General features: G+C 69.7%; 26 protein-coding genes and 3 tRNA genes. 17 read left to right on the plus strand and 12 right to left on the minus strand.

What is annotated here, in order from left to right; translation table 11 throughout:
- Positions 1–115: 115 nt before the first annotated feature.
- The 9 genes from QMK24_RS33330 to QMK24_RS33370 all read right to left on the minus strand — a co-directional run bounded on the left by QMK24_RS33330 (position 116) and on the right by QMK24_RS33370 (position 6,364).
- On the minus strand, positions 116–1,279 hold the full coding sequence (locus QMK24_RS33330) for a hypothetical protein (RefSeq protein ID WP_283470644.1): 1,164 nt from the start codon (positions 1,277–1,279) through the stop codon (positions 116–118).
- 140 nt (positions 1,280–1,419) lie between these two features.
- Positions 1,420–2,475, minus strand: coding sequence for a UDP-N-acetylmuramate dehydrogenase (locus QMK24_RS33335; RefSeq protein WP_283470606.1), 1,056 nt, complete (start codon positions 2,473–2,475; stop codon positions 1,420–1,422).
- 95 nt (positions 2,476–2,570) lie between these two features.
- A complete protein-coding gene (locus QMK24_RS33340) occupies positions 2,571–4,043 on the minus strand; it encodes an MFS transporter (protein WP_283470607.1) in 1,473 nt (490 codons plus the stop codon).
- A 111-nt stretch (positions 4,044–4,154) separates the two neighbouring features.
- Positions 4,155–4,721, minus strand: a complete 567-nt coding sequence (locus QMK24_RS33345) for a TetR/AcrR family transcriptional regulator (protein WP_283470608.1) — start codon at positions 4,719–4,721, stop codon at positions 4,155–4,157.
- A gap of 126 nt (positions 4,722–4,847) precedes the next feature.
- A complete protein-coding gene (locus QMK24_RS33350) occupies positions 4,848–5,282 on the minus strand; it encodes a MaoC family dehydratase (protein WP_283470645.1) in 435 nt (144 codons plus the stop codon).
- Positions 5,283–5,287: 5 nt separating this feature from the next.
- Positions 5,288–5,749 (minus strand): MaoC family dehydratase N-terminal domain-containing protein, encoded by a 462-nt coding sequence (locus tag QMK24_RS33355; protein WP_283470609.1) that lies wholly within the window; start codon positions 5,747–5,749, stop codon positions 5,288–5,290.
- Positions 5,750–5,915: 166 nt separating this feature from the next.
- On the minus strand, positions 5,916–6,080 hold the full coding sequence (rpmG, locus tag QMK24_RS33360) for a 50S ribosomal protein L33 (RefSeq protein ID WP_004571794.1): 165 nt from the start codon (positions 6,078–6,080) through the stop codon (positions 5,916–5,918).
- Positions 6,081–6,173: 93 nt separating this feature from the next.
- Positions 6,174–6,246: transfer RNA gene (locus tag QMK24_RS33365), tRNA-Met, on the minus strand.
- A gap of 45 nt (positions 6,247–6,291) precedes the next feature.
- Positions 6,292–6,364: transfer RNA gene (locus QMK24_RS33370), tRNA-Thr, on the minus strand.
- Positions 6,365–6,613: 249 nt separating this feature from the next.
- Between QMK24_RS33370 and QMK24_RS33375 the strand changes: the two genes are divergently transcribed.
- The gene (locus QMK24_RS33375) at positions 6,614–7,885 is read left to right on the plus strand and encodes an amidohydrolase family protein (RefSeq protein WP_283470612.1); all 1,272 of its coding nucleotides are present in this window, start codon (positions 6,614–6,616) and stop codon (positions 7,883–7,885) included.
- 133 nt (positions 7,886–8,018) lie between these two features.
- Positions 8,019–8,681, plus strand: coding sequence for an SDR family oxidoreductase (locus QMK24_RS33380; protein ID WP_283470613.1), 663 nt, complete (start codon positions 8,019–8,021; stop codon positions 8,679–8,681).
- A gap of 224 nt (positions 8,682–8,905) precedes the next feature.
- Here the strand turns inward: QMK24_RS33380 and QMK24_RS33385 are convergent, their stop codons facing one another.
- The gene (locus QMK24_RS33385; protein ID WP_283470614.1) at positions 8,906–9,709 is read right to left on the minus strand and encodes a class I SAM-dependent methyltransferase; all 804 of its coding nucleotides are present in this window, start codon (positions 9,707–9,709) and stop codon (positions 8,906–8,908) included.
- 54 nt (positions 9,710–9,763) lie between these two features.
- Here QMK24_RS33385 and QMK24_RS33390 point away from each other — a divergent pair, with 54 nt between their 5' ends.
- The 14 genes from QMK24_RS33390 (at position 9,764) to QMK24_RS33455 (ending at position 21,117) form a co-directional block, all read left to right on the plus strand.
- Entirely contained in the window at positions 9,764–10,480 is a 717-nt protein-coding gene (locus QMK24_RS33390; protein ID WP_283470615.1) for a GntR family transcriptional regulator, read from the plus strand.
- 411 nt (positions 10,481–10,891) lie between these two features.
- Positions 10,892–11,359, plus strand: a complete 468-nt coding sequence (locus QMK24_RS33395; protein ID WP_283470616.1) for a transcriptional regulator — start codon at positions 10,892–10,894, stop codon at positions 11,357–11,359.
- A gap of 100 nt (positions 11,360–11,459) precedes the next feature.
- A complete protein-coding gene (locus QMK24_RS33400; protein WP_283470617.1) occupies positions 11,460–11,726 on the plus strand; it encodes a DUF6284 family protein in 267 nt (88 codons plus the stop codon).
- Positions 11,723–12,586 carry a DUF2637 domain-containing protein gene (locus QMK24_RS33405; RefSeq protein WP_283470618.1) on the plus strand — a complete coding sequence of 288 codons (864 nt, stop codon included), beginning with the start codon at positions 11,723–11,725 and terminating at the stop codon, positions 12,584–12,586. Before QMK24_RS33400 ends, QMK24_RS33405 begins: the two co-directional genes overlap by 4 nt.
- Positions 12,586–12,966 (plus strand): RRQRL motif-containing zinc-binding protein, encoded by a 381-nt coding sequence (locus QMK24_RS33410; RefSeq protein WP_283470619.1) that lies wholly within the window; start codon positions 12,586–12,588, stop codon positions 12,964–12,966. Before QMK24_RS33405 ends, QMK24_RS33410 begins: the two co-directional genes overlap by 1 nt.
- On the plus strand, positions 12,963–13,517 hold the full coding sequence (locus QMK24_RS33415) for a hypothetical protein (RefSeq protein ID WP_283470620.1): 555 nt from the start codon (positions 12,963–12,965) through the stop codon (positions 13,515–13,517). The genes QMK24_RS33410 and QMK24_RS33415 overlap by 4 nt, the downstream gene beginning before the upstream one ends.
- Before the next feature lie 104 nt (positions 13,518–13,621).
- A complete protein-coding gene (locus QMK24_RS33420) occupies positions 13,622–15,742 on the plus strand; it encodes an FtsK/SpoIIIE domain-containing protein (RefSeq protein WP_283470621.1) in 2,121 nt (706 codons plus the stop codon).
- A gap of 203 nt (positions 15,743–15,945) precedes the next feature.
- Positions 15,946–16,404 (plus strand): hypothetical protein, encoded by a 459-nt coding sequence (locus QMK24_RS33425; RefSeq protein WP_502989168.1) that lies wholly within the window; start codon positions 15,946–15,948, stop codon positions 16,402–16,404.
- A gap of 20 nt (positions 16,405–16,424) precedes the next feature.
- Positions 16,425–16,757, plus strand: coding sequence for a hypothetical protein (locus QMK24_RS33430; RefSeq protein WP_283470623.1), 333 nt, complete (start codon positions 16,425–16,427; stop codon positions 16,755–16,757).
- 87 nt (positions 16,758–16,844) lie between these two features.
- The gene (locus tag QMK24_RS33435) at positions 16,845–17,771 is read left to right on the plus strand and encodes a bifunctional DNA primase/polymerase (RefSeq protein ID WP_283470624.1); all 927 of its coding nucleotides are present in this window, start codon (positions 16,845–16,847) and stop codon (positions 17,769–17,771) included.
- Complete coding sequence (locus tag QMK24_RS33440) at positions 17,768–18,154, plus strand: hypothetical protein (protein ID WP_283470625.1); 387 nt, start codon at positions 17,768–17,770, stop codon at positions 18,152–18,154. The genes QMK24_RS33435 and QMK24_RS33440 overlap by 4 nt, the downstream gene beginning before the upstream one ends.
- Entirely contained in the window at positions 18,151–19,317 is a 1,167-nt protein-coding gene (locus tag QMK24_RS33445; RefSeq protein WP_283470626.1) for a DUF3631 domain-containing protein, read from the plus strand. The genes QMK24_RS33440 and QMK24_RS33445 overlap by 4 nt, the downstream gene beginning before the upstream one ends.
- A gap of 186 nt (positions 19,318–19,503) precedes the next feature.
- The gene (locus QMK24_RS33450; protein WP_283470627.1) at positions 19,504–19,695 is read left to right on the plus strand and encodes a helix-turn-helix transcriptional regulator; all 192 of its coding nucleotides are present in this window, start codon (positions 19,504–19,506) and stop codon (positions 19,693–19,695) included.
- Between the two features lie 57 nt (positions 19,696–19,752).
- A complete protein-coding gene (locus tag QMK24_RS33455) occupies positions 19,753–21,117 on the plus strand; it encodes a tyrosine-type recombinase/integrase (protein ID WP_283470628.1) in 1,365 nt (454 codons plus the stop codon).
- 174 nt (positions 21,118–21,291) lie between these two features.
- On the opposite strand, the gene QMK24_RS33460 is transcribed toward QMK24_RS33455, so the two are convergent.
- A tRNA-Tyr gene (locus tag QMK24_RS33460) sits at positions 21,292–21,373 on the minus strand.
- Positions 21,374–21,558: 185 nt separating this feature from the next.
- Between QMK24_RS33460 and QMK24_RS33465 the strand changes: the two genes are divergently transcribed.
- Positions 21,559–22,047 carry a YajQ family cyclic di-GMP-binding protein gene (locus QMK24_RS33465; protein ID WP_283470629.1) on the plus strand — a complete coding sequence of 163 codons (489 nt, stop codon included), beginning with the start codon at positions 21,559–21,561 and terminating at the stop codon, positions 22,045–22,047.
- Positions 22,048–22,081: 34 nt separating this feature from the next.
- Here QMK24_RS33465 and QMK24_RS33470 read toward each other — a convergent pair whose 3' ends face one another.
- Positions 22,082–22,915 carry a helix-turn-helix domain-containing protein gene (locus tag QMK24_RS33470; RefSeq protein ID WP_283470630.1) on the minus strand — a complete coding sequence of 278 codons (834 nt, stop codon included), beginning with the start codon at positions 22,913–22,915 and terminating at the stop codon, positions 22,082–22,084.
- Positions 22,916–23,020: the final 105 nt, after the last annotated feature.

Genomic DNA, 23,020 nt, shown 5'->3' on the forward strand with positions numbered 1-23,020 from the left:
AGCAGCCCGACCGCAATCCGGTCCGACAACCGCTCATCCGTCTCCGGCTTGACCTGCCCAGGCCGTGGCATCCAGGCACCTCCTGGACCCCACGCTACCAGCAGCGAGTCTTAAGTCACTGGTATTGCCTGTAGCCCGGATCCCCGGAGCGCGGATCCTTGGAGCGCCGGCCCTTGGAACGGCGGCCTCGCGACCCCTTCGCCTTCATCGGCCACAGCAGGACGTACGCCGCGGACCCGGCCGCGAAGGCGAGCCGGATCAGACCCTGCGCCGAGTCCGACGGGACCAGCAGCGCGCTGCCGTACAGCGAGATCAGCGCGATCCAGCTCCACCAGGGCACCAGGCGCCGCTGCCCGACCGCGTCCCACAGCAGCGTTCCGAGGAGTATCGACGCGCTGTAGTACGTGTAGACGCTCGGGTCGAGGGCGATCCGGGCGTCCGCGCCGAGCAGCACCACGGCGGGCCAGCGGCCGCGCAGCACCGCCACGGTGCCGAGCCCGAGGCCGAGCAGGGCCTGCGCGGGGCGGTCCCAGCCCGGTGTGACGGCGTCGGCCACCCCGAACCAGCGCAGCGCGGAAGCCGGCTGGTTCGGAATGGCGAACTGCGCGGCGGCGGCCGAGCCGAGATGGGTGATGTAGAACGGCAGCCACGCCACCGCGACGAGTCCCACCAGCCAGCAGGCGGCGCGGCGCCAGTCCGCGCGCGGCAGCGCCAGCAGGAGCGGGAGGAAGGACAGGGCCCAGGGCTTGGAGTCCACGGCCAGCGCCAGCATGATGGCCACGGCCGCCGGGCGGCCCCGTACCAGGGCGTGCACCGCCAGGGTGGTGAAGAACAGCGCCAGCACGTCGTCGAGGTGCGCGAACCGCACCGAGACCTCCACCCACATCGGGATGAAGGCCAGCCCCGCGATGAGGACCCGCTGCTGCAGACGGCGGTGGTTGACCCCGGTCCCCGCGTAGAACACCGCGGCCGTGCGCCCGACCACCACCAGCATGTACAGGCCCAGGCCCGACATGAATCCCTCGGCCAGCAGCTCCCCCGCGCGGGGTGGGAAGGGCTGGAAGAGCGCGGCCGTCAGGAAGCTGACCGGGCCGATCTGCAGCTCCGGATGGTTCGCGTAGATCGCCAGCCCGCCGCCCGGCTCGGCGCCGGTCAGCAGTTCGCCGCCGGTTTTCAGGTAGTGCCAGGAGACGCCGCCGTTGCGTGCCGCGACCACGAACCAGCAGACGGTCCACAGGGCGAGGGCCGAGGTGTGCCGGCGGACGGGCCACCGGCCGATTCTCGTGGTCGCCGCCTCGGTCGTAGCCCCGGTCGCCGCCTCGGTCGCCGCCTCGGTCGCCGTCTCCGCGTTCCGCACAATCCGCCCTAAATCGTCAGCTTGAGTGAACTGCCGTCCGCCAGCGCGTTCTTGCCCTGCCTTCAGAGACGGGCTCCGACCATGACCGGTTCATTCACCAGCGTGACTCCGAACGCGGATCGCACACCGTCGCGGACTTCGCGGGCGAGGGCGAGCAGGTCCTCGGTCTTGGCCTGGCCGCGGTTGGTCAGCGCCAGGGTGTGCTTCCCGGAGATGCGGGCCGGGCCGTCCCCGTAGCCCTTGGTGAACCCCGCCCGGTCGATCAGCCAGGCCGCCGACGTCTTCAGCCGGCCGTCCTCCGCGGGGTAGGCGGGCGGCTCGGTGTCCGGGCCGAGCCGGTCGTGCACCCGGCTCAGGAACGCCGCGAACTCGGCCTCCGTCAGGATCGGATTCGTGAAGAACGAACCCGCCGACCAGGTGTCGTGGTCGGCCGCGTCCAGCACCATGCCCTTGCCGGCGCGCAGCGCCAGCACCGTCTTCCTGGCAGTGGCCACCGGAACCCGGTCACCGGGCTCCACGCCCAGGGCGCGGGCCACTTCCGCGTACTTGACCGGGGCCGACAGGCCGCCCGCGTCCTCCAGCGCGAAACGCACCCGCAGCACGATGTACCGCTCCGGGTCCGCCTTGAAGCGGCTGTCCCGGTAGGCGAAGCCGCATTCCGCGGCCGGGATCGTCAGCGTCTCGCCGCTGCGCCGGTCGTACGCGACGACCTCGGTGATCGTCGCCGACACGTCCTGCCCGTACGCCCCGACGTTCTGGATCGGTGTCGCCCCGGCGGAACCGGGGATCCCCGCCAGACATTCGATGCCGGCCAGTCCCGCCTCGACGGTCCGGGTGACCGCGTCGGTCCACACCTCACCGGCCGCCAGTTCCAGGGCCGTGCCGGTGAGGGCGAACCCGGTGGTGGCGATGCGCAGCGCGGTGCCGTCGAATCCGCCGTCCGCGATGACGAGATTGCTGCCGCCGCCGATCACGAGGAGCGGCATGCCGGCGCGATCCGCCTCGCGGACCGTCGCGACGACTTCGTCGTCGGTGACGGCCGTCACGAGGCGGGCCGCGGGGCCGCCGAGCCGGAACGTCGTCAGGGGGGCGAGGGGGGTGTCGTGGGTAACGTGCACGCCGTCCACCCTACGGGGGTTCCCTCCTCGCCCTCCCGGCCGCTCCCGCCTGGGAGGCCGCTCCGGCCTGGGAGGCCGCTCCGGCACGCTACCGGTCAGGCGACCGGCTCTAGGGTGCGCCGCGGCTCCGCGTCGGCCGGGGCCGCAGTGACCTTGCGCCGCCGCGGGATGAGTACGGCGGCGACCGCCGCGAGACCGACCGCGGTCGCGCCGACCCACAGCGCGGGCACGAGACCGTCCACGTAGCGGGTGGCTGACTCGTAACCGCCCTGGGAGGCGAAGACCGAGGCGAGGATCGCGACACCGAGGGCGCCGCCGAGCTCACGCAGGGCGTTGTTGGCGCCGGAGGCGATGCCCTGTTCCTCGGGCCGGACGCTGGACATCACGACGTTGGCGGTCGGGCCGAAGTACATCGCCATGCCGATGCCGCTGATGATGAGCGCCGGCAGCTGGGCCGTGTAGGAGACGTCCGTCGTCACGACGAGGGCGAAGAGCGCGAGGCCGACGGCCTGGAGGGCCAGGCCGGTGGCGATGATGGGGCGGCCGCCGATGCGGTCGGAGAGTATCCCCGCGATGGGCGAGACGATCATCGGCATGGCGGTCCAGGGCAGCATCCGGACGCCCGCCTCCATCGGCGAGTAGCCGGACACGTTCTGCATGAACTGGCTGAGCAGGAAGATCGAGCCGAACATGCCCAGGAACATCAGCAGGCTGGCGGCGTTGACCGCGCTGAAGGCGCGGTTCCGGAAGAGCCGCATCGGGAGGATGGGGTGCGCGGCGCGCATCTCGTAGGCGACGAAGGCCGCGATGAGCGCGGCGCCGCCGAGCAGCCCGGCCAGGACGGTGGGGCTGGTCCAGCCGTCGGCGTTGCCGCGGATGAGGGCGTAGACGATGCCGAACAGGCCGGCGCTGGCGAGGGCGGTGCCGGGGACGTCGAGACGGGAGTTCGGGCCGCGGCTCTCGTTCAGGCGGAGCCGGGCGAGGGGCAGCAGGAGCAGCCCGATCGGCACGTTCAGCCAGAAGATCCACTGCCAGGAGAAGTGCTCGGTGAGGGTGCCTCCGATGAGCGGCCCGGTGGCGACGGCGAGGCCGTTGACCGCGCTCCAGATGCCGAACGCCATCCCGCGGCGCTCGGGCGCGACGGTGGCGGACAGCAGGGTGAGCGTCAGCGGCATCATGATCGCGGCGCCGACGCCCTGGGCGGCGCGGGCGGCGATGAGCTCACTCATGCCGGGGGCGAGCGCGGCACCGGCGGAGGCCACGGTGAACAGTCCGAGTCCGATGGTGAAGAGCCGGCGGCGGCCGAAGCGGTCGCCGAGGGCGGCGCCGAACATCAGGAGGACCGCGAAGGTGAGGGTGTAGGCGCTCACCGTCCATTCGAGGTCCTCGAGCGCCCCGCCGAGATCCTTGCGGATGGAGGGCAGCGCGGTGGTGACGACGAGGTTGTCGAGGCTCGCCATGAAACCGGCGAGGCTGGTGATGATCAGGGCCCAGACGGCGGTGCCGCGTCCGGTTCCCTTCTCCTGGGTCCTCTGCTGCTTCTCCTGCTTCTGCTGCTTCTCCTGCATGACCCCTCCCGGGGTTTAGTTATCAGTCACTAACTTCTGTGGATACACGAATGCGCCAAGCTTGTGGGGGTGGCGTGATGCGGTCTGCGTTGCGGCGCACCGCGTCGCGGATCAGGGGGATTCGGTGGTCGGCTCTTCGAACGAGAAACCCATCCAGCAGCGGTCATCCGAGGGGATCCCCAGCGACACCAGCGTGTTGATCAGCATCCCGGTCGAGAAGAACTTGTTCAGCTCCTCGTCGTCGACACCGGTGCGGCTGCGCACCATGTCCCACATGCCGAGCCACCGGCTGCGGACCAGTTCGGCCACCTCGCCGTCACCCGAGGCCGCGGCGGCTACGTAGAGCTGCATCTGCATGAGGAGCAGGTCGCGGTCCTCCTCGATCATCACGCCATAGGCCTCGCCCATGGCGCTCAGCGCCTCCTCGCCGTGCAGGCCTTCCGCGGCCTGCTCGAAGGTGGCGACGGTGCGGTCGAAGCAGCGATTCGCGGCGGCCTTGAACAGGGCCACCTTGGTGGGAAACAGCCGGAACAGATACGGCTGCGAGACCCCGACGCGGCGGGCGATCGCGTCCGTGGACGTACCGAAGTAACCACCTCGGGCGAACTCGGTCATCGCGGCTCGGGTGACGCTCTCGCGCCGGTCCTCCGCGCTCATCCGCATGCTCGTCTTCGCCATGTCTCTAAGGTAGTGACTGCTAACTAACTACGTCAAGGGGGTACGCGGAGATACGAGGAGGTACGAGAGGAGGTACGAAGGGAGGGCTTCCGGCGAAGCCCTCCCTTCCCCACGCTTCCAGGGCCGTCAGGCCAGCCGGACCACGGCGCGGGACATGCCCAGCACCTTCTGGCCGGCGGCCGTGGCCACCAGGTCCACCCGGACCGTACGGGCCTCGTCGTCCAGCTTCGCCGCGACCTTGGCGGAGACCTCGATCACCGCGCCCTGATCGTCGTTCGGGACGACGACCGGCTTGGTGAACCGCACGCCGTACTCGGTGACCGCGCCCGGGTCGCCCGCCCAGTCGGTGACCACGCGGATCGCGGAGGCCATCGTGAACATGCCGTGGGCGATGACGTCCGGCAGCCCGACCTCCTTCGCGAACTTCTCGTTCCAGTGGATCGGGTTGAAGTCACCGGAGGCGCCCGCGTACCGCACGAGCGTGGCGCGGCTCACCGGAAACGTCCGGGCCGGCAGCTCGGCGCCGACCTCGACCTCGTCGTAGGAGATCTTCGCTGTCACCTGGGTCACACCCCTTCCGGTGCTTCCGGAGCCCGGGCCACGAGCATCATGTACGCCGTCACCACATGCTCGCCGTTCTCGTCGTGCACCTCGCCGCGGACCGACAGGACGTCGTTCCCCGCGAGTGACTTGATCGAGTCGATGTGCGAGACGACCGTGAGCCGGTCGCCGGCGCGCACCGGACGCGAATAGACGAACTTCTGGTCGCCGTGTACCACCCGGCTGTAATCCAGGCCCAATTCCGGGTCCGCGACGACCAGACCGGCCGCCTTGAACGTGATCGCGAAAGCGAACGTCGGCGGCGCGATCACGTCCGGATGACCGAAGGCCTTGGCGGCGTCGGGATCGGTGTACACGGGATTGGTGTCGCCCACCGCTTCGGCGAACTCGCGGATCTTCTCCCGGCCCACCTCATAGGGGGCGGTGGGCGGATAGCTCCGCCCGACGAAGGACTGGTCCAGCGCCATCGGCACCTCCGGCTACGGGATGGTGGTCACAGTGATCATGCTGATGAGTCGGCCACGAGCCACGACAGACGCGGCAGCCATGACGGCGCCGCGGAAGCCATGATGGCCAACGCCACGAGGCCGCCCCCGTAGCGGGGACGGCCTCGTAGTGTGTTACGGCCTGTTGTTAGCGCGTTTCGCGGTGCGCGGTGTGCGCGTTGCAGCGCGGGCAGTGCTTCTTCATCTCAAGACGGTCCGGGTCGTTACGCCGGTTCTTCTTGGTGATGTAGTTCCGCTCCTTGCACTCCACGCAGGCCAGCGTGATCTTCGGGCGGACGTCGGTGGCGGCCACGTGAGTGCTCCTTGACGAACGGATGGGTATATGAACACAACGAGAGTAGCCGATTGAAGGACTAAACCCACAATCGACTACGACTACGCAGGGTAGCGGTGACCGGACTTGAACCGGTGACACAGCGATTATGAGCCGCTTGCTCTACCAACTGAGCTACACCGCTGCGATGAACTGACCCCCGCCAAGCGGCGGGTGGCCGATCCATCAGAGCCCCAATGCGGAATCGAACCGCAGACCTTCTCCTTACCATGGAGACGCTCTACCGACTGAGCTATTGGGGCGAGCGAGGAAGACATTACACGGTCCGCCGCCGAAGGTGAAATCCATATCCCACGGCACACATCGGGCTCTTCCGACGTCCTCCGGACGCTCCGCGCGGCTCCCCCGAGGGCCCCCGCGACACCGCCGATCGACCACGCCAGTACGACTATTGGCCTCATCCCGGCCGCCGCGCAAGCCGCCCCATAGGCTCGGTCCGTCCCTGCGTGATCTTGCCTCCCACCCGAGCACCGCAGTACCGGAGGAGCGCGATGACCGAGAACCAACGCGGCACCGCCGCCGAGACCACCACGCTGCTGTTGTGTGGTGCTCATCTCACCGACGGCCGCACCGTCGACGTGCGGCTGAGCAGCGCCCGCATCGAAGCCGTCGGCACCGCCGGCAGCCTCACCGCGGCGCCCGATCACGGCGATGCCGACGGGACCCGCATCGACCTGCGCGGCTACCTCCTGCTGCCCGCCCCCGCCGAACCGCACGCCCACCTCGACGCCGCTCTCACCGCCGACGCGCACATCTCGGCGGGCCCGCCCTCGTACGAACCCCAGGACGTACAGCGCCGGGTCACCGAAGCGGCGCTCCTCCAGCTCGGGCACGGCGCCACCGCCATCCGCACCCACGTCCGGATCGGCGACATCCAGGGGCTGCGCACCCTCGAAGCCGTACTCCAGGCCCGCCGCGCGCTGCGCGGACTCGTCGACCTGCACGCCGTCGCCGTCCCCCGTCTCCTCACCGGCGCGGCCGGCGCCGACGGGCTCGCCGCGCTCCGCGACGCGCTCAAGATGGGCGCGGGCGTCGTCGGCGGCTGCCCCGACCTCGATCCCGACCCGAGCGGCTACGCCGAAGCCGTCCTCGCGGTCGCGGCCGAATTCGGCCTCCCCGTCGACCTGCACACGCAGGGTGACGACCCGGCCCGGCTCGCCCGGCTCACCGCCATGGCCGGCGGCCTGCGCCCCAGCGTCGTGATCGGCCCGTGCAACGGCCTCGCCCGGCTTCCGCAGGCCGCCGCAACCCGCGCCGCGGGCCAGCTCTCCGCGGCCGGCGTCTCCGTCGTATCCCTGCCGCAGGGCGGTTGCGGCGCGCTGGAGTCCGTACGCCGCGGCGCCGCCGGACTCCTCGCCCCGGTACGCGAACTGCGCGCGGCCGGAGTGCGTGTCGCCGCCGGCAGCGGGTCGCTGCGTGACCTCGCCAACCCCGTCGGACGCGGCGACCCCCTGGAGGCCGCTTTCCTCCTCACCTCTTACGGCGAATGCGGCGCGGCCGACGCGTACGACGCGGTCAGCGGCCAGGCGCGGGCGGTCCTGGGGCTGCCCGAGGTCCGGGTGGAGGCGGGCTTCCCCGCCGAACTGCTCGCCGTACGGGGCGAACGGATCGAAGGGGTGCTGTCGCTCGCGTACAGCCGCATCGTCATCCACCGGGGCCGCGTGGTCTCCCGCACCAGCGCCGTCCGCGAGTACTGCGACTCGGCGACCGCCGCCGCCCTCGACCTCCCCCGGCAGTCACGCAAGGACGACGGCCTCGCCTGAGCCGCTGCCCGGCCGAACGGCCCCGCCGCGGCGGTTCGTTGACCCCTTTCGGGTGAACCGGCACCGCACTTGGTTATGCGCCGTTCACGCGGTGCACGCGCGCGAGACGCCCGGCGGGCGTAGCGTCGCAATCATGCGCATTGTGATCGCAGGTGGACATGGACAGATCGCGTTGCGGCTGGAGCGACTGCTCGCCGCGCGCGGAGACGACGTGGCGGGCATCATCCGCAAACCGGAGCAGGCCGACGACCTGCGGGCCGCCGGGGCCGAGCCGATCGTCTGCGATCTGGAGTCGGCCTCCTTGGACGAGGTCGCGGCGGCACTGCGCGGCGCGGACGCGGCCGTCTTCGCGGCGGGCGCCGGCCCGGGCAGCGGCCCGGACCGCAAGAACTCCGTCGACCACGCCGCGGCCGTACTCTTCGCCGACGCGGCCGAGCGGGCCGGAGCCCGCCGCTACGTCATCGTCTCCTCGATGGGCGCCGGGGCCGAACCCCGTCCCGGCACCGACCCGGTCTTCGCCCAGTACCTGCGCGCCAAGACCGCCGCCGACGCCGACCTGCGCGCCCGCACCGGCCTCGACTGGACGATCCTGCGCCCCGGCGCCCTCACCGACGACCCGGGCACCGGCCGCGTCCAGCTCGCCGCGAGCACCGGCCGCGGCCCTGTCCCCCGCGACGACGTCGCCGCCGTCCTCGCCGAACTCCTCGACACCCCCGCCACGGCCGGCCTCACCCTGGAACTCATCGCGGGCCCCACCCCCATCCCGGTCGCCGTCAAGGACATCTCGGGCAACTGACCCCACCCCGCCCCCGACCGCGCCACCACCAACGAAGAACGGCCCCCCGGACCGCGTTTCCGCAGTCCAGGGGGCCGTTCTCGTCAATACCGTGGCGGCGCCAGGGTTCGAACCTGGGTAGGCTGAGCCGGCAGATTTACAGACCGCGCCGTGATCTAGCTCTGATCAGGCGCCTTTGTCGTCCTCGGGTGCCGCGCCCCACACGCACCCCACCACGCGCCAACTCACCGCCTGCCGACCGCCAGTAGGTGTGAGCTGGCAGCGAGGAGTTCCGGGTAGTTCTCTGCCATGCGTGCCGCCGCCATGGCAGAGGCGATCAGGTCGTCCGTGGGCCCCTCGCCCGGCTGTTGCTCGGCTGCCTTAACGAGCGACCAAGCGGGCCCCTCGATGCCGAAGACCTGAACCTCCGTCAGCCCGGAGGCGGCCAACTCAGCCGCCAACTCTTCCGCGCGGTGGAAGTAGGCCACGGCGAACCCTCGCGCCCCGTCGTAGACAGCCGTCTCCAAGATCCTGGAGACGGAGTCATACATCCGCTCGGTATGCAGGTGGGCGTACGTGACGTGCTCAAAGAGTGACGCGTACCGGTTGATGGCCGCTGCGGCTACCAGGCCGCCCGGCTTCACCACGCGGACGGCTTCCGCCAGTGCCTTACTACGATCGCCGGGGTCCGGTAGGTGGTAGAGCGGTCCAAGCAGCTGCACGACGTCAAAGCTGCTGTCCGGCTCCCGCAGATCGCGTGCGTCCCCCAGGAACGCCGGGCACACAGCCGACGCGCTCTCGACATGGCGGGGCACTGGATCTACCAGAGTGACGTCGTAGCCGTCTTTCACCAGCCATTCGGCATGAATCCCTGTCCCCCCGCCCACGTCGAGCACGCGCGCTGGAGCTGGGGGCATGAAGCGTCGGAGGAGTTCCTGAGTTCGGACCAGCTCCATACGTCCGTCTGCCGAGTCACGCAGGCGGCTGTCCTCGTTCGCTGTCTCGCCGTAGTACCGCATCACGGAGGGAGCCAATTCGAGATTCGACATGGTCGCAGTATCGTGTGTACCGGTGGACCAGTCCAGTGTGCGGAGAGGGAACCCATGGCCGTTCTGAAGTACGAAGAGATCGCTGAGTCCCTGCGCGCCCGCATCGCCGCCGGTGAGTTCGCCCCTGGGGACACGATCCCGTCGGGCCGCGAACTGGCCGATCAATGGGACGTGTCTCGGGCGACCGCCATCAAGGCCGTGGATGTCCTGCGTAATGACGGGGTGGTCGTTGCCAAACAGGGCACCGGATTCGTCATCACGGAGACCCCCGTGGCACGCCCCGCCGGCGCCCGCCGGGCAGGGTCCGCGCGCATCATGGGCGGGATGCCGTTCGTGCGCGTCGGTACGCCGGACTGGGCGGAGCCTCCCTCTCGTGTCGCCGTTGTGCTCGGACTCTCCCCCGGGGTGCAAGCGCTCCGGCGCATCCGCATCCTCCAGCTTCCGGGCGGATCTCCGAATAGCTGCGTAGAGGCGTGGTTCCCTCCGGAGATCGCGGAAGCGGCACCACGCCTCGCAGACACAGCCCCCATCGCCGAAGGCACTACACGCTATGTCCGCCGGCAGACGGGACGGTTCCCGGTCGAGGGAGTGGACGTCACCACGGTGCGCCTCGCTACGGACGCGGAGGCGGAGCGCTTGGGGGTAGCCGCATCCGCCCCGGTCGCAGTACTCCTGCATACGGCGTACGACCAGGAAGGGCGTCCACTGGTCTGCGAGGAAGGCGTCACTCCCTCCTCGCTTTTCGAGCAGGTGGACACCTACGCGATGTAGATAGGCCACCAAAGGAAGCTGGACCGGTCCGCCGGTCCAGCTTTTTTGATGCCTCGTCAGGGTCTTTGAGCTGCGGTTTCTCGGAACGGCGCCCTACAACTCCAAATTCAGTACTTGACTGGACCGGTCCACCGGTCCAGTCTTTGTCTTGTGACCGCAGTACCTCTCCGGAAGGTGGGGAGTGGCTGCGCCACATGGGCCCCGCACGGGGCCAAGGGGCCCGGGACAGATCGGGCCGAGGGTCCCGGAACCCTGGTCAACCGGAGGGCACAGACCGAAAGGTCACGTCTCTGCCTGAAACGGGAGCGCGCTCCCGAAGGAGACATGTACGGCAGCCCTGATGGTCGTAGGCCGGGTTCGACTCCCGGTCAGGGCGCTCCACATCCCTGCCGCTGAATCGGAGTTCCGCTCATGAGCGCTGCCACGTTCGCCGCTGTTTTCATCGCCCTGTACGTCGCTCACAGCGTGGGCGATCACTGGGTGCAGACCTCGCACCAGTCGCTGACCAAGGGCAAGCCCGGGTGGGTCGGTCGTCTGGCCGACGCCCGGCACGTCTCCACTCTGACGGCTACCAAGGTCGTGTTACTTCTGCCGGCCGCCGCCGTGCTGGGGCTGCACCTGTCCGCGCTGGGGCTAGTCGTCGGCCTGGGGGTCGACGCGGTCTCGCACGGCTGGGCGGACCGCCGCTCCACGCTGGCGTGGCTGGCCAAGGTCACCGGCAAGGCGGAGTTCTACCAGCTCGGCACCGACACCATGCACAGCACGACGGGCGCCGACGGCATCACCGGCAAGCACATCGGGACCGGCGCCTACGCGCTGGACCAGAGCTTTCACCACCTGTGGCTGCTGGTCGCGGCGCTCATCATCGCCGCCGTCTGACCGGCCACCCGATCCCCACCCCACCCAACACGGCGCGGCTCCGGTGCTCGAACACCGGAGCCGCTGTAGGGCCGTGCATTCGATGAGGAGATACCGACCCATGAGGTACATCGGCACTGTTCAGGCGGCTGTTACGGCCGCCGCGTTCGACCGTGAGCCCACCTTCGCGGAACTGGACGTCATCGAGGACGAGATGCCCGTGATCCGGGCGGAAGTTGAGCTGCTGGACGCACAGATCCGCACGCTGGACCGCCCGGCCAACGAGCTGGACGTCCGGCGCATCCGCCGGGCCCGCCGCAAGGTGCTCGCGGCCCGCCGGGACCTGATCAACCGCACCGCCGACACCGCGTCGGAGGCCGGCGCATGAACCGGCGCGCTAAGACCCTGCTGGTCCTCGCGCTGGTCGTAGTCGTCGGGATGGCGTTCCGGGTGTCGTGGAACGCGCTGCGGGACGTGGCCCGCACCATCGGCGCCGACGGTGCGGCAGCCACCCTGTACCCGTTCGTCGTCGATGGGCTGATGGCCCTGGCGTTGGTCGCCACGCTCGTTCTAACGGGCGACTCCCGGCGCTTCGCCCTGCGGGTGCTGGCGACGTACACGCTCGCCTCGCTCGTCCTCAACTACGTGCACGGGCTCGTACCGCAGCTCCACAGAAACGCAGACGCCTGGGGCCGGTTGGCCGACTGGGGCCCCGCGAACTGGGCCCTGGTCCTGCTGGCCACCTCGTTGCCGGTCGGGTCGATCTACTTCGGCTCCGACCTCGTGGCGAAGGTGCTGCACCACCGACCGGAGCCCCCTATCCAGCCGGAGGAACCGGCTGAACTCGTTGGAAATCGGTCTACCCCTGACCTGGGAGAGTCGACGCCAGCCAATACCGCACAGGGGTTCGAATCACCGGATGTGGAGTCGGCTCCCACAGTCGAGCAGCGCCAGGAGTCGGCGCCGACCGTGTTGGTGCCGGTGCGTTCCCTCGCGGCGGCTGAACCGGCGCCGCGTCGGGCGACTGGTCGGGTGCCGAGTGTGGCCCGAACCCCCCGACTGGTCCGCACGGCGGACGACCTCCTGAGCGAGGCCAGGACGGCCACAGCCGACTGGTCGGACGCCGCATTGACCGGTGAGGCGATCCGTAAGGCGGTCCGCACGTCGGCCGCGAACGCCCGGGCCCTGCGCGATGCACTGCGCGCTGAGCGGGACGCGGACGCGCCTACCGCTGAGGCGGTGTCCTGATGCCCCTCACCTACGGCAGGTGCCTGGCTTCGCCGGGTCCGGTGAGGACGCTGCCGCGCCACGTGTGGCGGTGTGCTCCGGATGGGTTGGCGACGCGCCGTCAGTTACGGGCTCTGGGCTTGCGTCCGGGTGGTCAGGGGGTGCAGGCCGAGGTCTTCCGGCCGCGTTATCGGCGTGGACCGCTGGTCGCCTATCTCTACCGCGTCGACCTGGCCAAGCCGGTCCGGCCGATGACGCCGGCCAAATACGCGGCGCTGGCCAAGGCCATGCAGGCCCGCCGTACCTGCCCCGTCTGCCGCACCGACGCCGGGTACTGCATACCGGCCTCGCTCGGCATGTGCGTGCCCTGCGCCTATCCCACTGGATCGGAGACGTCGTGAAACTCACCGTGAGCACGCACACGGCGTTCGGCCACCGCGAGAGCCTGCGCACCACGAAACAGTTCGCTCAGCGGGCCATTCCGATAGTGAACCGGGCCGTGCCTGGATCGATGCCCGACGTGCAGATCGTTCTGACCAACGCGCGCAGCCTCGCGGAACTGTCCGTCGCCGCTGAGGCCGCATTGGTCGGCGGGGCCGACAGGCGAGCGTTGGCCAAGGCGGTGCGCGAGGCGAACCGGCACGCCCGCGATGCGGCCGGTCGCGCCGTTCCGCTGGCCGACGGCGGGGCGCTGATTCTGGTCAACCTTGACCAGCACCGCACCCCGGCGGATTTCGCGATCACCCTCGTGCACGAGCTTGTGCACGCCATGCAGTTCAGCCGCCGGGGCGTGCGCGAGCGCGTCATCGCCGACGTGCGCGACGAACTCGGCATCAAGCGCCAGTCCCACCGTCAAAAGCGTGAGAGCGCCCGTGCTCTGGAGCGCGACGAGGACGAGGCATACGAGCGCGAGTACCTCGCCGACCAGCTCGTTCCCGGCGCCACCGCCTGACCCGCACCACGCCTCTCGCACTAGCGGGGCGGCCGACCCCGGCCAAGGAAACCGGCCGCCCCGCACCCCCATCCGCCCTCAGGGCACGACAGGAGAACTCCAGCATGAGTGAGAACGTCGTCCATCTGTTCAAGGATCAGCCCACCAACACCACACCCGACGAAACGGCGTCGGCCCCGGCCGCGCTCGCTGCCGTTCCCGCGGCTGCGGTTATCCCGCTGTGGGTGCGCTCCGCACGGGCCATCCAGTCCGCCGCCACGCATGAGCGCACCCGCACGGCGGGGCGGTTGGCTGTCCGGCACACCATGTACGCGGTCGGCGGCACCCGGATCGTGGCCCGCCGCACCTGGGAGGGGCGTACCGCGTCCCGCTATGAGCGGATGCTGCGGGCCGCTGAGGCAGCGGGAAACCTTGAGGTGGCTGCGGAGTGGGAGGAGCGCGGGCAGCGCTTCCGCACCGAGCGCCACCGCCGCCGCATGGACCTGCTCACCGCACCCGTCGACGCCGCCCGGGGTGTGCTGGTCGGCACCGGCATGGGCATCGGCTCACTGGTCGCGCTCGGTGTCGTCCTGGCGATCGCCACCAAAGATGTCACCGACGTGGTCACCCCGCTGATGGCCGTGGTGAAGTTCATCAGCCTCCTGATCATGATTGTGCAGGCGGTATGGGGACCGCTGATCACCATCGGGCCGTTCCTGGCGCTGCTGGCGCTGTGGGCGGTCGGCCGCAATCAGCGGGCAGCACCCCAATGGGCGCTGCCCGCCAACGTCCGCAACGGCGAGGGCGAACCGATCACCCCGTCCGTCGTGGTCAAGGCGCTGCGGGATCTGGGCGTTGCCCCGTTGCGCAACGCCATCAAGGAGATGGGCGACGCCGGCGCGGCCATGCTCGGCCCGATCCGCATCGCCGGATGCGGTGTGGAAGTCGACGTAACGCTGCCGTCCGGGGTGTCGACGATCGAGGTGCAGAACCGGCGCCGGAAGTTGGCGGAGAACCTGGCCCGGCACGAGCATGAAGTGTTCATCACCATCCCTGTCGCGGCCCGCACGGTCCGCCTGTGGATCGCGGACAGTGGAGCCCTGGACGAGCCGATCGGGCCGTCTCCGATGGTCACTGACGACACGATGACCGCCGACTACGTCAAGGGTCGCGCCCCGTGGGGGCAGGACCTGCGCGGGGATGCGGCAGCGATCAGCCTGTATCAGCGCCATGTGCTGGTCACGGGGCTGTCGAACCAGGGCAAGACCGTTGCCCTGCGCTCGCTGGCGCTGTGGCTGGCGCTGGACAAGTCGGTGCAGTTCCTGATGGGTGACCTCAAGGGCGTGGGTGACTGGGCCATGTTCGATGGCCTGGCCACCACCTTGATTCAGGGGCCGACGGATGAGCATGTGATCCAGGTGACCGAGATGGTCGAGGGCGCGGTGCAGGAGATGAACCGTCGCCTGCAGGCTCCGCCCGGCACGGTCTTCCCGTTGCTGGTCGTGGTGGTTGATGAGGCGCAGGTCGCGTTCATGTGCCCGCTCAAGGACGCCGACAAGCGCCCTTACGGCGGTTCCAAGGCCAACTCCCGTTATTTCATGGGCGTCCGGAAGATCCACAACCAGGGTCGTGCGGTCAACGTCCTGATGTGGCAGGGCACCCAGGACCCCACCGACCAGAACCTTCCCAAGCTGGTCCGCGAAGGCGCCCACACCCGCGCCTCGCTCGCGCTGGGCACCGAGTCCCAAGCCCGCATGGCGCTCGGAGACAAGGCGGTTGACGGCGGGGCCGCACCGAACCTGCTGCGCCCCGGCCTGGACCGAGGAACCCTGGTCGTCGCGTCCGACGGCATCGCCATCCCGGCCGGACAGGCGTCCATCACGGTCCGCACGCACTACATCAACGACGACGAGGCCGTAGCCATCACCGACCGGGCCAAGGCGCTGCGTGATGGCGTCACCACCCTGCACGTCATCGAGTCCGGCGAGGACCGTGATCCGCTCGCCGACATCGCGGACGTCGTGGGTGACGCGGCGCGTGTGCTCACCCAAGACGTTCTCAAGCGGCTGGCCGCACTGAACGAGGACGCGTACGGCGGCTGGTCGTTCGTTGACCTCAAGCGGGTGCTCGATGGCACCGGAGCTGAGCCGTACAAGTCGCACGGGCGCATGGTCATCGACCGCGACCGCATCTCGCGGGCCATGACCAACCGCCCTCAGGACGGTTCCGCTTCCGCCTCCGAGTGAGGGGAGGCGCCCCCCTGCCGGGTCGGGGAGGCGGGGAGAACTCCCCAACCGCCTCCCCGACCCGCATCCCCCGGCTTGATCAGCGAAAACACCAGCCTGGGGAGGCGGGGAGCCGCCCAGCTCAGACCCCTGAAACCCCCTCCACAGCGCCCATGGGAGGGGCTGTGTCTGCCTCCCCCACCATCCTCGGAAAGGGATTCCACATCATGACCGAGCATGTCCGGCACGCGCCCGCGCAGCGGGCCGCGACCGTCTACCAACCGGCCCCCATCGCTCCGATACCCGCCGCGCCGATCGTGCTCGCCACGGGTCCGGTGCCAGCCGTCCAGAGCGTCCAGCTTCCCGACGGGCGGATCGTCACCGGCTACGCGCTCAGCCCGCATGCGCCGGCCGCGCCGCCCGTCGCGCGCCCGGTGGTCAGCCGCACGGCCGTGAACCTCGCGCTCGGAGGGATCGGGTTCGCCGCTGTGTGCGGCGGCCTACTCATCCTCACGAGCTTCATCGCGGCGCTGGCCGCGTTCGTTCACCAGCTCATCATCCTGGCCGCCGTCATCTTCGGCGGAGCCGTCGCCGTCCGCGTCCTCGGTCCCGGCCACGGCGAGGGCGGGACGGTCGTGAACATCGGCCGCGCCGTGTTCAAGCGCAACCACTTCCACGGCTGAGCAACCCGAAGGAGACCCCCATGGTCACCGCCAACGTCACCGAGGACCCCGAGTCCGCGTACGCGCTCGCCCCCAGCATCACCCTGGAGATCACCTGGGTAGCCAGAACCGCCCGGGACTTCGGCCAGCTCACCAGCCTGCGCGAGTACTGGTTGCGCAAGGCGGCTGTCTTCGACCGCATCGCCCTCACCGAGCACCACCGCAGCTTCATCGTTGCCGGGAGCGGCATGGACGCCGACACGGCGGCGGAGGAAGCCGCCCGGCGCCTGGTGGAGCACGACCGCGCCGACGCCATCAGCGCCCCGCGTGAGTACGTCCGCCGCGAATACGCCCGCTGGTCCACCGCCCAGTAGCTACGCCGAGGGCGGCCCCCGTCTCGCCAAAGTCACGGGCCGCCCTCGCATCCAGCGCATCCATTCAGAGAACTGGAGACAGCCAGCATGACCCAACGCACCCTCATCCGGCGAGCGGTCCACCGGCCGTTATTGGACGCCGCTCTGCAAGCCGCCCAACGCGGCTGGTACGTCATCCCGCTCCGACCCGGCGACAAGCCCCCCGCCCTCCACGGCGAAACACAGTGCCCCGGCACCGGGGACTGCGCAGGCGGTCACCGCAAATGGGAGCAACGCGCCACCACCGACCCCGACCGCATCCGGCAGGCATGGGGTGCCGGGCCGTTCAACGTCGGGATCGCTACCGGCCCGTCCGGGCTGGTCGTGGTGGACCTCGACCTGCCCAAGCCGAAAGAGCCGAAGGGCACGCCTTCCGGCGTGACGACCTTTAAGGCACTCTGCGAGCGCGCCGGACAGGCCGTCCCCACCACCTACCGGACCCGGACCGCACGCGGTGGCCAGCACCTGTACTTCACCGCCCCCGCCGGGGTCCGGTTGGGCAGCACCGCCGGTACTCTCGCACCCAAGATCGACACGAGGGCATGGGGCGGGCAAGTCGTCGCTCCCGGCAGCATCACCCCTGCGGGCCCGTACACGGTCCTGTGCGACGCCCCGGTTACAAAACTGCCTGAATGGCTGCAAACCGCCCTGACGGTCCCCCGGGGGCTTCCGGCGGCCCCGTTCCGGCCCGTGCCCGTCCGCAACGCCACGCGGTGCGCTGCGGTCGCGCTCGAACGGGAGGCCGCAGCCGTGGCCGCGCGCACCGCCATCGGTTCGCGTAACCGGGAGTTGCTGGACTCGGTCATCCGCATCGGTCGGTTCGTCGCCTGGCGCGACATCGACCGCACCACCGTAGAAGCGGCTTTTCAGGTCGCGGGTGAGGCGGCGGGACTCACCGCTGCCGAGTGCCGCACCACCATCACCAGTGCACTGAACTACTCCCTGCGCACCGCCCGACCCCGGGAGGCGGTATGACCGCCCCCGGACCCCGCCCCGGCCTGAAAAGCTTCCCCACCACCCCCGACCAGCCCGGCCCCGCCGAACCGGCCCGGGCCCCATCCGGCAGTGGTGCGCCGAAAGTCGTCGCCGAAGGCGTCCGCACTGCTGTTGTCCCTGACCCGCACACCCCCACCGACTCGGACCCCCGGCTGCGGGTGGTGGCCGTGCTGCACGTCATCGCGCCATCAGACCGGAAGGCCATTGCGTCCGGGCGGTCGTGGTGCGAGTGCGGCTACCAGCGACAAGCGGTCGGACGGGCCAACACCGAACAACTCATCCTCGCCCACAAGCGGCACCAAGCCGCCTGCCCCCTCATCAACCCCCAAGCCGTTGACCTGGATGCGAGGGACGCCGCATGACCAGCACACAACCCAACGCCAGCCCCATGGACGGGGCGGAACTCCTCAACGAGGTGGAAGCCTTCCACCGCCGCTTCAACATCTTCCCCAGCCAAGCCGCCTACGTGGCCGTGACGTTGTGGAACGCGCACGCGCACCTGCTGGACTGCTTCGACTCCACCCCCCGCCTCGCGTTCCTGTCCCCGGAACCGGGGTCCGGGAAGTCACGGGCGCTGGAGATCGTGGAAACGCTCGTGCCGCGTCCCATGGTCGCGGTGAACGCCTCCGCAGCGGCCCTGTTCCGGGCGGTGTCCGGACCGGACGGGCGGCCCACGATCCTGTTCGATGAGATCGATACCGTCTTCGGGCCCAAGGCCGGCGACAACGAGGAGTTGCGCGGGTTCCTCAACGCAGGTCACCGCCGGACCGGGGTCACGTACCGGTGCGTTGGTGATAGCCAGACTGTCACGCCGTTCCCGTCCTACACCGCCGTTGCGGTCGCGGGTCTGGGCTCGTTGCCGGACACGATCTTGACGCGCTCGGTCATCATCCGCATGCGGCGGCGGGCCAGGAACGAAACGATCGAGCCTTTCCGCGCCCGCCTGCATGAGCAGGAAGGTCACGCGCTGCGCGACCGTCTCGCCGACTGGGCGGAGCAGGCGCGCGGTTGGGTGATGGGGGCTTGGCCCGAGATGCCCGACGGGGTCAGCGACCGGCCCGCCGACGTGTGGGAAGGGCTGCTGGCCATCGCGGACGCCGCCGGGGGTGACTGGCCCGACCGGGCCCGCGAAGCCTGCGTGACTCTCGTCAAGGCTTCGCAAGCCAACGACAAAGGCAGTCTCGGCATTCGCTTGCTCACCGATCTGCGGGATCACGTCCTGATCGGGATTGACCGTCTGCCCACCATCGCCATTCTCGACCGCCTCAACGCCCTCGATGACGCCCCCTGGGCGGACCTGAACGGCAAACCGCTCGACAACCGGCGCCTGTCCAAAATGCTCGGCGAGTACATGACCGCCGACAACGACCCCATCACCTCCCGCAACATCCGCACATCGGGCGGAATCCTCAAAGGCTTCTTCGCCAAAGACCTCGAAGACGCCTGGACCCGCTACTGCCCTCCCCCCACAGCCGCTACATCCGCTACGCCGCTACATCCCAGGTCAGAGCCCCTGAATCTGTAGCGGCAACCACCGATGTAGCGGCTACGCCTCCGCACCGCCGAACGGGCGTAGCCGCTACATCGGACCCGTCCGCTACAAAAATCATGCCGCTGACCTGCAATGTAGCGGCGTAGCGGATGTAGCGGACCTGAGAGAGAAGGGGAGGGCGATCGCCCGCTCCCGCCGCTTCGCGAAGGAGTCACAGCCATGGCACGCCCCCAGATGCTCAAGCTCCCCGAAGTCCTCGCTGAGATCGACATGAGCCGCGCCGCCTTCTACCGCATGCGCGCCCGTGGGCAGGCACCGCGCCTGCAGAAGCTGCCGAATGGCCACCTGCGGGTGAGCCGTGCCGACTTGGACGCCTGGTGGGAGCGCTGCGGACAGCGCGCCGCCGCCTGACCTGACCAACCACACGGGGCCCGCCGATCCGGCGGGTCCCTCTTTCTTGGGAGCACCATGCCCACGTACGACGTACGAATCTGGGCCGTCCGGCAGCGCAAGGATCGCGGGCAGACATCAGCGGAACTCCGCTGGAAGACGGGCCAGACACCGCACTCCCAGACGTTCCGAACCAAGACGCTGGCCGACGGCCGCCGGGCGGAACTGCTGAGGGCCATGCACAGCGGTGAACCGTTCGATGAGACTACCGGGGTGCCGGTCAGGGAGCTGCGAGAGAGCAAGGAGGTGAGCTGGTACCAGCACGCTCGCGACTACATTGAAATGAAGTGGGAGCACTCCCCCGGCTCCACCCGCAGGACCTTGGCCGAAGCGATGGCGACCATCGCCCCCGCCCTGGTCACGGATACCAAGGGCATGGCCGACGCGAACACCTTGCGCGTCGCGCTCTATAGCTGGGCCTTCAACGTGACGCGGCGCACCGAGGAGCCCCCGGCCGACGTGGCCAAAGTGCTCGCTTGGTTCGAGCGGAAGTCCCTACCCACGTCGGCCCTGGCCGACAGGATGCACGTTCGATCCGCGCTGGACGCGCTGACCAAGAAGCTGGACGGCACCACCGCCGCAGCGTCAACGATCCGCAGGAAGCGGGCCATCTTCCACAACGCGCTCGGCTACGCGGTCGATGCCGGGCGCCTGTCGATGAACCCTCTCCCGCAGGTCCAGTGGAAGGCTCCCGAGCAGGTGGCCGAGGAGTTGGACCCCGCTACCGTGCCGGACCCAAGGCAGGCTCTCGCCCTGCTCAGCGCGGTGCAGGCGCAGAGCGCGCGGGGCCGCCGCCTGGTCGCGTTCTTCGGGTGCATGTACTACGCGGCCGCACGGCCGGCAGAAGTGATCGGGCTGCGCCTCCAGGACTGCCACCTACCCCGCCGGGGGTGGGGGACCCTATGGCTGCGCGAGACACGCCCCCGGTCTGGGTCGGCCTGGACCGACAGCGGGAAGGCCCACGAGCAGCGCGGACTCAAGCACCGCCCCCGGAAAGCGGTGCGCTCGGTCCCGATCCCGCCTGACCTGGTCGCTCTGCTCCGGTGGCACATCACCGCCTACGGCACAACCGATGACGGACGGCTCTTCCAGACCTCGCGCGGCGGACTCATCCAGGACACCGGATACGGCGAGGTGTGGGCAGAAGCCCGCTCGCGCGCCCTCACGCCGCTCCAGTGCGCGTCACCACTGGCGAAGCGGCCCTACGACCTGCGGCACGCGGCTGTCTCCACCTGGCTCAGTTCGGGGGTGGAGCCCCAGGTGGTGGCTCAACGTGCCGGCCACAGCGTGGCTGTCCTCTTCCGGGTCTACGCCAAGTGCCTGGAGGGTGCCGCCGTAACAGCGAACGCCAGGATCGAAGCGACCCTGAGGGGCGGGCGGTAGCCGAGAGAGACGAGCGTCACAGGCTGCCCCACGCCCGCCCCACACGCGCTGATCAGCACGCGAAGCAAGGTGAGACACACTGGGGCAAAGCACCCAATTGGGGACCGGCGACACTTGCACACGAAAACGGCCCCTGATCTACGTTTCCGCAGGTCAAGGGCCGTTCTAATACCGTGGCGGCGCCAGGGTTCGAACCTGGGTAGGCTGAGCCGGCAGATTTACAGTCTGCTCCCTTTGGCCACTCGGGCACACCGCCAGGGAAGCCGCCGCAGGTCACTTTTGAGGGTGGTCTGTGGCAACGACGTAAACGATACCTGATGCCCGGGGGTGGTTCGCCACCTCATTGATCAGTGTTCGGGGCAGGTGCGGTGGCTAGGCTGGGAGGGCGGTCCGGGGACGGGTCGCGGTACTGACGGATCACAGCCAAGGAGCCAACTGAAGATGGCCGACTCCAGTTTCGACATCGTCTCGAAGGTCGAGCGGCAGGAGGTCGACAACGCCCTCAACCAGACCGCGAAGGAGATCTCGCAGCGCTACGACTTCAAGAACGTCGGGGCCTCGATCGATTGGTCGGGCGAGAAGATTCTGATGCAGGCGAACTCGGAGGAGCGGGTCAAGGCGATCCTCGACGTCTTCGAGACCAAGCTGATCAAGCGTGGGATCTCGCTCAAGTCGCTGGACGCGGGTGAGCCGCAGCTCTCCGGCAAGGAGTACAAGATCTTCGCCTCGATCGAGGAGGGGATCTCGCAGGACAACGCCAAGAAGGTCGCGAAGATCATCCGCGATGAGGGCCCGAAGGGCATCAAGGCACAGGTCCAGGGCGACGAGCTGCGCGTCAGCTCGAAGAGCCGGGACGACCTGCAGGCCGTTCAGGCGCTGTTGAAGGGCAAGGACTTCGACTTCGCGCTGCAGTATGTGAACTACCGCTGACCGGTTCGGCGATACGAACCGTTCGAGCGCGATTTCACGCGGGAGGGCGGCGGCCGAGGGGGACCTCGGCTGCCGCCCTCGCGGCGTTCAGGGGCCGGACCGCGGGCCGGTGCCGGACCGCGCGGGGGGATGCGCCCAGTTCGCGGCGGCAGGCCTTGTTGAAGGCCTGCAGGTCGGCGATGCCGACCGAGGCGGCCACAGCGGGGATGGAGAGCGTGGACTCGCGCAGCAAGTGGCGGGCGCGTTCCAGGCGGCGGTGCCGGATGTAGGCCACGACGGTGCCGCCGGTTTCGGCGCGGAACAGCCTGGTGAGGTGGTTGTGCGAGATGCCGGCCACATGGGCGATGGCCGGGACGGTCAGCGGGTCGGCGAGGTGCGACTCGATGTGCGCGATGGCGGCGGCCACGGCCGGGTGCGGGCCGCCGGACGCGGCGGGGGGCGTGAGGTGGGCGACGCGCCACAGCACGGCCCAGACCTCTGCCGCCGTCCTGGCGGGGGTGCCGGGCTGGGCGGCCACCGCCTGCAGCATCAGGGCGGACAGCATGGGCAGTTGCGCGCCCGCGTCCTGGATGACGGGGACGCTGCGGGGCTCGCCGGCCTCGGGGATGCACAGATGGGCGTACAGGTGTTCCGAGCGGCCGCGGTACCGGTACCGGACGGTCGCACCGGGCGGGACGAGGCTGACACGGCCGGGGCGGATGGCGTGCGGGGTGCCGTCGACGGTGAGGTCGGCCGTGTACCGGTAGAGGTGCAGCTGCCAGAGGTCGGGGAGCCGGAAGACGTCGGTGTGGCCGGCGGGGCCGTGGACTCCGACGCCGAGGTTCACCACTCGGGGCGGTTCGTCCAGATGGAGCGTGACGGCATCCATGGTGAAAACGTACCAGTAGTGGTGAGTGTGACCAACGCGCTGCCATGGGCTTCCTCCCTAGCTTTGGCGCATGGCAACCAGCATCGAAACCCGCGTCGAAACCAG

The sequence above is a fragment of the Streptomyces sp. PH10-H1 genome (genome assembly GCF_030063355.1).
In the GTDB taxonomy this organism is placed as follows: domain Bacteria; phylum Actinomycetota; class Actinomycetes; order Streptomycetales; family Streptomycetaceae; genus Actinacidiphila.